Genomic DNA, 10,062 nt, shown 5'->3' on the forward strand with positions numbered 1-10,062 from the left:
GGACGAGCTCGCCCTCCAGGACCAGACAGAGCGAGCCGCCTCCCAGCCCCAGGCAGTAGCCCTGGTGCGGGAGGCGGCTCTTTCGTGCTGACGGGTCAGGCGTCCTTCACGATCCGCTCAAGGATCGCCACGCACTCCACGTGGTGCGTCATCGGGAACAGGTCGAAGGCGCGCAGGGTGCGGACCTTGTAGCCGTTCTCCTTGAAGTAGCCGAGGTCGCGGGCCAGGGCCGCCGGGTCGCAGGCGACGTAGGCGATGCGGCGCGGGGTGAGGGCGGACACCTGGCGGACCGTCTGCTTGCCGGCGCCCGCGCGGGGCGGGTCGAGGACGACCAGGTCGCACTCGGTGATGCCGGTCTTCGGGAGGATCTGCTCGACCTTGCCCTGCTCGATGCGGACCCGGGGGAAGTCCGCCAGGTTGTGCCTGGCGTCCTCGACCGCGCGCTTCGTCGACTCGATGCCCAGCACCGCGCCGGTGTCGCCGAGGCGTTCCGCCAGGGCGCCCGCGAAGATGCCGACGCCGCAGAAGAGGTCGAGGGCCATCTCGCCCTTGCGCGGCATCAGGCCCTGCATGACGGCCTTGATCAGGGTGTCGGCGGCCTGGGGGTGGACCTGCCAGAAGCCGCCCATGCCGACGCGGTACGTGCGGCCGTCCGCGCGCTCGCGGACGAAGGGGCGGCCGTGGACGCGGTGGACGCCGCCGTCCTTCTCCTCGACGCGCAGGACGGAGACCGGCTTGTCCAGCTCCACGAGCGGGAGGCGGCCGCCGGGGCGCGGGGTGAGGACGACCTGGCGGTCGCCGGAGCCGGAGGCGGCGATGGCCTCGACCGTGGCCATCTGGGGCCAGTCCTGCTGCTCGATGCCGAGTTCGCTGACGCCCGCGGCCGCGATCATGCAGTGGTCGACGGGCTCGATGTCGTGCGAGCGGTGCTTGCGCAGACCGGCGCGGCCGTCCTCGTCGATGGCGAACTGCACGCGCGTGCGCCACTGCGGGACCTCGCCGGCGGGAACCTTGTCGCCCTCGGCCGGCATGACGGTGCCGTCCCAGCCCGCCTGCTCCGGGGTGAGCCCGGCGAGCCGCAGCAGCTGCTCGGTGATGACCTCGCCCTTGAGCCGGCGCTGGGCGCCCGGCTTGGCGTGCTGCCAGTCGCAGCCGCCGCACTTGCCGGGGCCCGCGTACGGGCACGGCGCCGGGGTCCGGTCCTTGGAGGGGTCCAGGACGGTGACGGCGTCGGCGCGCAGGAAGCGGGAGTCGGCGTCGCCCTCCGTCACGCGGGCGACGACCTTCTCGCCGGGGAGGGTGTGGCGGACGAACAGGACGCGGCCCTCGGCGGTACGGGCGATGCAGTGGCCCCCGTGTGCGACGGGGCCGACCTCGACCTCGTACTCCTCCCCGACCAGTGACTGCTTCTCGTTCTGCTCCGTCATGGTGGGGAGGCTCCAAGGCTAAGTAAGGAAGACAAAATGCGGAACGGCCGGACGACCGACCCACCAGTTTACGTGGATCTCGTCCGGCCGTTCGCCACCCGGAGGCCGGGGGCCGGGATGCTACTTCCCCGCCGAGTCCTTCGGCCGCGGACGAGGGGTGTCGACCGGGCCGCGGCGCACCGCGCCCGGCGCGTTCCACTCCGCCCGCTTCTTCGCCCGCTTCTTCGCGAGCTCCGAGGACTCCAGCTGGTAGGGCACCGAGGTGACCATCACGCCGGGGGTGAAGAGGAGCCGCCCCTTGAGCCGCAGCGCGCTCTGGTTGTGCAGAAGGTGCTCGTACCAGCGCCCGACGACGTACTCGGGGATGTACACGCTGACCGCGTCGCGCGGGTTCTCGCTGCGCAGGCCCTTCACGTACTCGACGACCGGGCGCGTGATCTCCCGGTACGGCGAATCGAGGATCTTCAGCGGGACGTTGATCCCGCGCCGTTCCCACTCCGTGCGCAGCGCCTTGGTCTCGACCGGGTCGACGCTGATGCTGAGCGCCTCCAGGGTGTCCGACCGGGTCAGCTTGGCGAAGGCCAGGGCCCGCAGGGTGGGCTTGTGGACCTTGGAGACCAGGACGATGGAGTGGACCCGCGAGGGCCGCACGCTGTCCTCGCTGGGGCCTTCGGCGGCCGCGATCTCGCTGGCGACCCGGTCGTAGTGCTTGCGGATCGCGGTCATCGTTCCGTAGAAGATGACCATGCCGAGCAGGGCGACCCAGGCACCGTGGGTGAACTTGGTGGCCAGGACGACCACCAGCACCATGCCGGTGAAGAAGGCGCCGAAGGTGTTGATCGCCCTGGAGCGGTGCATGCGGCGGCGCGCGACCGGGTCGCGCTCCGAGCGCAGGTGCCGGTTCCAGTGCCGGACCATGCCGATCTGGCTCAGGGTGAAGGAGACGAAGACGCCGACGATGTAGAGCTGGATCAGCTTCGTCGAGTCGGCGTCGTAGATCCACACCAGGAGCATCGCGGCGCCCGCGAGGAGGACGATGCCGTTGGAGAAGGCGAGGCGGTCGCCGCGGGTGTGCAGCTGGCGCGGCAGGTAGCGGTCCTGGGCGAGGATCGAGCCGAGCAGCGGGAAGCCGTTGTACGCGGTGTTGGCGGCCAGGAACAGGACCAGCGCGGTCGCCGCCGCGAGCACGATGAAGAGGAAGCTGCCGTTGCCGAAGACGGCCTCGGCCACCTGGGAGATCACCGGGTGCTGCACGTAATCGGGTCCGACCGGGACCCCGTCCTTGAGCAGGTCGGTGGCGGGATTCTCCGCCATCCGCACGTTCGTGTTCATGGCCAGGGCGATGATCCCGCAGAACATGGTGACGGCCAGCGCGCCCATGAGGGCGAGGGTGGTGGCCGCGTTCTTGCTCTTGGGCTTGCGGAAGGCGGGCACGCCGTTGCTGATGGCCTCGACGCCGGTCAGGGCGGCGCAGCCCGAGGAGAAGGCCCGTAGGAGGAGGAAGACCAGCGCGAAGCCGGCCAGCCCTTGGTGCTCGGCCTTGATCTCCAGGTCTGCCGTCGGGGCCTCCATGGTGTCGCCCATGACGAGGCCGCGCCAGGCACCCCAGGCGATCATGACGAAAACGGCGCCGACGAAGACGTACGTCGGGATGGCGAAGAGATTCCCGGATTCCTTCACGCCGCGCAGATTCATCAGCGTGAGCAGGACAATCATGATCATCGCCGAGAGCACCTTGTGCTCGATGACGAAATCGACGGCGGAGCCGAGGTTTTCCACTCCGGAGGAGATCGAGACGGCGACCGTGAGGACGTAGTCGACGAGCAACGCGCTCGCGACGGTCAGGCCGGCTCTGGGCCCGAGATTGGTGTTGGCGACCTCATAGTCACCGCCGCCGCTCGGATAGGCATGGACGTTCTGCCGGTACGAGGCGACCACGGTGAACATCAGCACGACGACCGCGAGGGCGATCCAGGGGCTGAACTGGTACGCCGACACACCCGCGATCGACAGGACCAGCAGTACCTCGCCAGGGGCATATGCCACCGAGGAGAGCGGGTCGGACGCGAAGACAGGGAGGGCGATCCGCTTGGGAAGGAGTGTTTCTCCGAGGCGGTCGCTGCGTAGCGCCCTGCCGATCAGGATCCGTTTGGGCACGTCGGTCAGTTTGGACACGCAGTGGATCGTAAGCGTTCGAAATCAGACTGACGAACCCCCCACCCCTATCCGGCACGAAGTCCCTCCGCATCCAGGGCAAAGAGACGCAGCCTCCAGCACAAAGGGGCACACTGGTGACCGCCCGTGTGTAGCTTGGGCCATGGTCTGAGACCCTGTTAAGCCAGAGCAGCAAAGAGGCTGAAAACCAGCGAGCCGCTGACAGCCGGAAGGACGGCCGTGCACATCGTCATTATGGGCTGCGGAAGAGTGGGCTCCGCCCTCGCGCAGACCCTGGAACAGCAGGGGCATACGGTCGCCGTCATCGACCAGGACCCCACCGCCTTCCGCCGGCTGGGGGCGTCGTTCGGCGGCCGCCGAGTCACCGGAGTCGGCTTCGACCAGGACACCCTTCGCGAGGCCGGCATCGAGGAGGCGGGTGCCTTCGCGGCCGTCAGCAGCGGTGACAATTCCAACATCATCGCCGCCCGCGTGGCGCGCGAGATGTTCGGCGTCGAGAACGTCGCCGCCCGCATCTACGACCCCAAGCGCGCCGAGGTCTACCAGCGCCTGGGCATCCCCACCGTCGCGACCGTGCGGTGGACCGCCGACCAGATGCTCCGCCGGCTGCTCCCGTCGGGCGCCGAGCCGCTGTGGCGCGACCCGAGCGGCGGCGTCCAGCTCGCCGAGGTGCACACCTCCGCCGCCTGGGTCGGCCACAAGGTCAGCCAGCTGCAGGAGGAGACCGGCGTCCGCGTCGCCTTCCTGACCCGGCTGGGCGAGGCCATGCTGCCGACGTCGGCGACCGTCCTCCAGGAGGGCGACCTCGTCCACGTGATGATGCGCACGGATGAGATCGACAAGGTGGAGGCGTCCTTCGCCGAGGGTCCCGAGGAGGCACACGCATGAGGGTCGCGATCGCCGGAGCCGGTGCGGTGGGCCGCTCCATCGCGGGCGAGCTCCTGGAGAACGGCCACGAGGTGCTCCTCGTGGACAAGGCGCCGACCGCCATCTCGGTGGAGCGGGTGCCGCAGGCCGAGTGGCTGCTGGCCGACGCGTGCGAGATCACTTCGCTCGACGAGGCGGCGCTCCAGCGGTGCAACGTGGTCATCGCCGCGACGGGTGACGACAAGGTCAACCTCGTCGTCTCGCTGCTCGCCAAGACCGAGTACGGGGTCCCCCGGGTCGTCGCCCGCGTCAACAATCCCAAGAACGAGTGGCTCTTCAACGAGTCCTGGGGCGTGGACGTCGCGGTTTCCACTCCGCGCCTGATGTCGGCGCTCGTCGAGGAGGCCGTCAGCGTCGGCGACCTCGTACGGCTGCTGCGCTTCAGCCACGGCGACGCCAACCTGGTCGAGCTGACCCTGCCCGCCGACTCGCAGGTCGCCGGCAAGCAGATCAGCGAGATCACCTGGCCCGAGGACACCTCGCTGGTGACGATCATCCGGGGCAACCGGGTGCTCACGCCGCACGGCGAGGAGACCCTGGAGCCCGGCGACGAGCTCCTCTTCGTGGCCGCCCAGGCCCGCGAGGAGCAGCTGGAGGACCTCCTCCAGGCCGCGGACTAGCGACGGGCGTCCCGTCCCACCGGACGACGAAGGGGCGGCCGACCGGCACGGTCGGCCGCCCCCTTGCGCGGTTCAGGGACAGGAGGCGTACGGGCCCACCGGTGGGCCCGGGGTCAGCCCTTGTGGCCCCTGGCAGCGGCCTTGGCCGCCTTCTCGGCGGCTTCCTCCGCCTCCCACTCGGCGATCACGTTGATCGGCGGCGGCGCCTGCGCCAGGAAGAGCCACGTGAAGTACACGGCCAGCACCATCGGCGGGAGCTTCAGCGCGATCAGCACCCAGCCCAGCTGCGTCGCGTCGCCCCACCAGTACAGCGGGAAGAGGATCGCGTACTTGGCGAGGAAGATCAGGCCCCAGGCCAGGCTCGCCTTGACGTAGGCCTTCTTCCGCCCCGGGTTGCGCGTGCGCCAGGACAGGTTCTCCTTGAACACCGGCCCCAGGATCACGCCCAGCAGCGGGAAGCCCACGAGCGCGGACAGCGTGAAGGCCACGCCCAGGCCGGCGCCGTAGATCATGCCCGGCAGGTAGAAGCCTTTCGCGCTGCCCGTGAACAGGGCGAAGGCCACGCCCACGCCCACGCCGAAGACCCCGCTGAAGGCGTGCTTCACCGTGTCCTTGCGCAGCAGCCGGACGATCACCAGCAGGACCGCGACGGCGCCCGCGGCGATCGCGGACAGCTTCACGTCCTTGTTGATCGTGTAGATCATGACGAAGAGCAGCCCCGGGAGCATCGTCTCCACGGTGCCCCGGATGCCGCCGAAGGCATCGAAGAGAGCCGCCTGCGTCACGGCCTTCTGGTCCGCCGACGGCTCGGCGGCGGGATCCACGGCCGGCGGGTTCGGCCCTGCCGGCGTGGTCGGGGTGTGCGGGGTGGTCGGTTTGTCGAGTGACGTCACCGTCAGTGCTCCTGTCCGAGCGGTCGGAGTTCGTACTTCGGGTTGAAGAGCACCCGACGGCCGTGGCTCATCGAGATCCGCCCGGAGGCGATCATGCGGCGGCCGGGCTCGATTCCCACGATCGAGCGACGCCCGAGCCATACGACGTCCAGCGCGGCGGAGCCGTCGAACAGCTCCGCCTCCAGCGCGGGGACGCCCGCGCGCGGCCGCAGGGTGACGGTCCGCAGGGTCCCGGTGACCTTCACTATCTGCCGGTCGTGGCTGTCGCAGATCCGCGTGCACCCCGCGGCTTCCGCGTCCTCCTGCAGCTCAGCCGAATGCAGGTCCTCCTGCGAGGTGGAAAGCCGCTCTATCATCCGGCGGAACCGGCCCGCCGGCCTGGCGGGTTTCGCCGGCTTGGCGGACTTCTCGGGACGCGGTTCAGCACTCATACAGGAAGCGTACCGGCGCGCCCGCTACCTCTCGAAGCGGTATCCCATGCCGGGTTCGGTGATGAAGTGCCTCGGGTGGGAGGGGTCCGCCTCCAGCTTGCGCCGCAGCTGGGCCATGTAGACGCGCAGGTAGTTGGTCTCGGTGCCGTACGAGGGCCCCCAGACCTCCCGGAGCAGCTGCTTCTGGCTGACCAGCTTCCCGCCGTTGCGGACCAGGACCTCCAGCAGGTGCCACTCGGTGGGCGTGAGGCGTACGTCGCGCCCCGCGCGCACCGCCTTCTTCGCCGCGAGGTCGACCGTGAAGCCCTCCGTCTCGACGATCACCTCGTCGTCCCCGGCTCCGGCGGAGGGTTCCGCCCGCCGGACGGCCGCGCGCAGCCTGGCCAGCAGCTCGTCCATGCCGAAGGGCTTGGTGACGTAGTCGTCGGCGCCCGCGTCCAGGGCCTCCACCTTCTCGTCGGAGCTGTGCCGGGCGGAGAGCACGAGGATCGGGACCCGGGTCCAGCCGCGGAGCCCCCTGATCACCTCGACCCCGTCCATGTCGGGCAGGCCGAGGTCCAGGACGACGACGTCGGGGTGGCGGGCGGCCGCCAGTTCCAGGGCGCTCGCCCCGTCGGCGGCCGCGTCGACCTCGTACTTGCGCGCCTTGAGGTTGATCACGAGGGCTCGGACGATCTGGGGTTCGTCGTCCACCACGAGCACCCGGGTCATCGAGGTCCTGCCTTCTGTCGTATCGGATCGAGAACGGACTCTGCGGGTCGTGGCCCGCGGGACCCCCCGTGGCCGTCCGGACCGCCGGGCACGCCGCGCCCCTCGCCGTCCACGCTCACGGGGGTCTGCGGCCGTCCACCGGGGGCCGCCCTCAGGGTGAGCACCATGGTCAGCCCGCCGCCCGGGGTGTCCTCGGCCGCCAGCGTGCCGCCCATGGCCTCGGCGAAGCCGCGCGCGACCGCCAGCCCCAGCCCGACGCCGGCTCCGCGCGGCGCGTCCCCGTGCCGCTGGAAGGGGGCGAAGATCCGGTCCTTGGCCTCGTCGGGCACGCCCGGCCCGCGGTCGACGACGCGTACCTCCACCCGGTCGCCCAGGAAGCTGGCCGCCACCCACACCCGCTCCCCCGCCGGGCTGTACTTGACGGCGTTCTCGACCACGTTGGCCACGGCCCGCTCCAGGAGCCCCGGATCCACCGCCACCATCGGCAGGGACTCGGGGACGTCCAGCAGCACGCTGCCCTCCGGTACGCCGCCCAGCGCCATCGGCACCACCTCGTCGAGGTCGATCTCGCGGATCAGCGGGGTGACGGTGCCGGTCTGCAGCCTGGACATGTCCAGCAGGTTGCCCACCAGGTGGTCGAGCCGGTCGGCGCCGTCCTCGATGCCCTCCAGGAGCTCCGCCCGGTCCTCCGGCGACCACTCCACGTCGTCGGAGCGCAGGGAGCTGACGGAGGCCTTGATCGAGGCCAGCGGTGTCCGCAGGTCGTGGCTGACGGCGGCCAGCAGCGCGGTCCGGATCCGGTTGCCCTCCGCCATCCGGCGGGCCTGCGACGCCTCCCCCACCAGGCGCTGGCGGTCGAGCACGACGGCGGCCTGGGCGGCGAAGGCGCCGAGGACGCGGCGGTCCTCGGCGGGCAGCACCCGGCCGGAAAGGGCCAGCGCCATGTGGTCGCCGATCGGCATGTCCACGTCGGCGTCCTCGGGGCGGGTGACCGGGTTCGGGCCGACGCTGCCGGCGGGCCGCCAGGGTTCGACCTCGCCCTCCCGTTCCAGCAGGGCCACGGATTCCATGGCGAAGGTCTCGCGCACCCGCTCCAGCAGCGCGTCCAGCGTGGTCTCGCCGCGCAGCACGCTGCCGGCCAGGAAGGAGAGGATCTCGGACTCGGCGCGCAGCCGGGCGGCCTGGTGGGTGCGGCGGGCGGCGGCGTCGACGACGGAGGCCACGGAGCCCGCGACGCCGAAGAAGACGGCGATGGCCACGATGTTCTTCGGGTCCGAGACGGTGAAGCGGTGCAGGGGCGGAGCGAAGTAGAAGTTCAGCAGCAGGGAGCCAACGGCGGCGGAGGCCAGCGCGGGGTAGAGCCCGCCGAGCAGCGCGGAGGCCACGGTCAGGGCCAGGAAGAGCAGCATCTCGTTGGCGAGGCCGGGGTCGTTGTCGATGTGGCTGAGCAGCGCCGCGAGCAGCAGCGGCAGGACCACCCCGGCCACCCAGCCGGCCACCAGCCTGGTCCGGCCGAGCCGGGCCGCCGACCGGACCACGGGCAGGCCGCGGCCCTTGGCGGCCTCCTCGTGCGTGACGATGTGCACGTCGAGGTCGGGCCCGGAGTCGCGGGCCACCGTGGCTCCGACCCCGGGGCCGAAGAGGTACCGCCAGGAGCGGCGGCGGCTGGAGCCGAGGACGATCTGGGTGGCGTTGACCCCGCGGGCGAACGCGAGCAGCGCTTCGGGGACGTTGTCGCCGATCACGTGATGAAACGTTCCGCCCAGGTCTTCGACCAGCGTCCGCTGGACCGCGAGCTCCTTGGGCGAGGCCGCGGTGAGCCCGTCGCTGCGGGCGATGTAGACGGCCAGGATCTCGCTGCCGGATCCCTTGGCGGCCACCCGTGACGCGCGCCGGATCAGGGTCCGCCCCTCGGGGCCGCCGGTCAGGCCCACGACGATCCGCTCGCGCGCCTGCCAGGTGGAGCGGATGCCGTGCTCGCCCCGGTACTGCTGGAGGTACTCGTCCGTCCGGTCGGCCACCCAGAGCAGCGCGAGCTCGCGCAGCGCGGTCAGGTTGCCGGGGCGGAAGTAGTTGGAGAGTGCCGCGTCGACCTTGTCCGACGTGTAGATGTTGCCGTGCGCCATGCGGCGGCGCAGTGCCTGCGGGGACATGTCGACCAGCTCGATCTGGTCGGCGCGGCGCACCACCTCGTCGGGGACGGTCTCCCGCTGCCGCACGCCCGTGATCGACTCCACCACGTCGCCGAGCGACTCCAGGTGCTGGATGTTCACGGTGGTGATCACGTCGATCCCGGCCCGCAGCAGCTCCTCGACGTCCTGCCAGCGCTTGGCGTTGCGCGAGCCCGGGACGTTGGTGTGCGCCAGTTCGTCCACCAGGGCCACGGCCGGGGCGCGGGCCAGGAGCGTGTCCACGTCCATCTCGGTGAAGGCGGCCCCCCGGTAGGAGAGCGTGCGGCGCCCGACCTGTTCCAGGCCGTGCAGCATGACCTCGGTGCGCGGCCGCCCGTGGTGCTCCACGAAGCCGACGGCGATGTCGGCGCCGCGCTCCACCCGGCGGTGTCCCTCCGAGAGCATGGCGTACGTCTTGCCCACTCCGGGTGCCGAGCCGAGATAGATCCTTAGCCTGCCGCGTCCCATGCGCTCATTCTCCGGGACGTTCATCCCGTTCACGCACCGTTGACGGCGTATGTGCCGATCCCTGACGGATCCCTGACACCGGCGGACGGCCCCCACGGCACGGAGGGCGGCGGGGCCACCGCTCCCGCCCGGGCGCCGGCGGGCACCCGGACACGGCCGTGGGCCGCACCCCTCCAGGGGTGCGCGCCCGCCCTGCGCGCGCGGGCCAGTCCCTCGAAGAGGCCATGCCCCTGCTCGCG

At 71.1% G+C, this 10,062-nt stretch carries 9 protein-coding genes; 2 read left to right on the plus strand and 7 right to left on the minus strand.

Annotated elements, in window-relative coordinates; genetic code table 11:
* Positions 1 to 95 precede the first annotated feature (95 nt).
* Complete coding sequence (locus tag ABZY44_RS30340) at positions 96 to 1,427, minus strand: TRAM domain-containing protein (protein ID WP_356659381.1); 1,332 nt, start codon at positions 1,425 to 1,427, stop codon at positions 96 to 98.
* A 120-nt stretch (positions 1,428 to 1,547) separates the two neighbouring features.
* Positions 1,548 to 3,602: an APC family permease gene (locus ABZY44_RS30345; RefSeq protein ID WP_356659383.1), complete on the minus strand. Its 2,055-nt coding sequence runs from the start codon at positions 3,600 to 3,602 to the stop codon at positions 1,548 to 1,550.
* Positions 3,603 to 3,821: 219 nt separating this feature from the next.
* Between ABZY44_RS30345 and ABZY44_RS30350 the strand changes: the two genes are divergently transcribed.
* Positions 3,822 to 4,490 carry a TrkA family potassium uptake protein gene (locus ABZY44_RS30350; protein WP_356659385.1) on the plus strand — a complete coding sequence of 223 codons (669 nt, stop codon included), beginning with the start codon at positions 3,822 to 3,824 and terminating at the stop codon, positions 4,488 to 4,490.
* Positions 4,487 to 5,149: a TrkA family potassium uptake protein gene (locus ABZY44_RS30355; protein WP_214953432.1), complete on the plus strand. Its 663-nt coding sequence runs from the start codon at positions 4,487 to 4,489 to the stop codon at positions 5,147 to 5,149. Before ABZY44_RS30350 ends, ABZY44_RS30355 begins: the two co-directional genes overlap by 4 nt.
* Positions 5,150 to 5,262: 113 nt before the next feature.
* Here ABZY44_RS30355 and ABZY44_RS30360 read toward each other — a convergent pair whose 3' ends face one another.
* From ABZY44_RS30360 to ABZY44_RS30380, 5 genes are all read right to left on the minus strand, one after another.
* Positions 5,263 to 5,973, minus strand: coding sequence for a DUF3159 domain-containing protein (locus tag ABZY44_RS30360; RefSeq protein ID WP_356659395.1), 711 nt, complete (start codon positions 5,971 to 5,973; stop codon positions 5,263 to 5,265).
* A gap of 71 nt (positions 5,974 to 6,044) precedes the next feature.
* Complete coding sequence (locus ABZY44_RS30365; RefSeq protein ID WP_356659387.1) at positions 6,045 to 6,473, minus strand: OB-fold nucleic acid binding domain-containing protein; 429 nt, start codon at positions 6,471 to 6,473, stop codon at positions 6,045 to 6,047.
* Between the two features lie 24 nt (positions 6,474 to 6,497).
* Entirely contained in the window at positions 6,498 to 7,184 is a 687-nt protein-coding gene (locus ABZY44_RS30370; protein WP_356659389.1) for a response regulator, read from the minus strand.
* A complete protein-coding gene (locus tag ABZY44_RS30375; RefSeq protein ID WP_356659391.1) occupies positions 7,181 to 9,823 on the minus strand; it encodes a sensor histidine kinase KdpD in 2,643 nt (880 codons plus the stop codon). Before ABZY44_RS30375 ends, ABZY44_RS30370 begins: the two co-directional genes overlap by 4 nt.
* A gap of 29 nt (positions 9,824 to 9,852) precedes the next feature.
* Positions 9,853 to 10,062, minus strand: a 210-nt coding sequence (locus ABZY44_RS30380; protein WP_356659393.1) for a hypothetical protein, incomplete at its 5' end; no start/stop codon positions are given.

Source organism: Streptomyces sp. NPDC006544, from assembly GCF_040611715.1.
Taxonomy (GTDB): Bacteria; Actinomycetota; Actinomycetes; order Streptomycetales; family Streptomycetaceae; genus Streptomyces.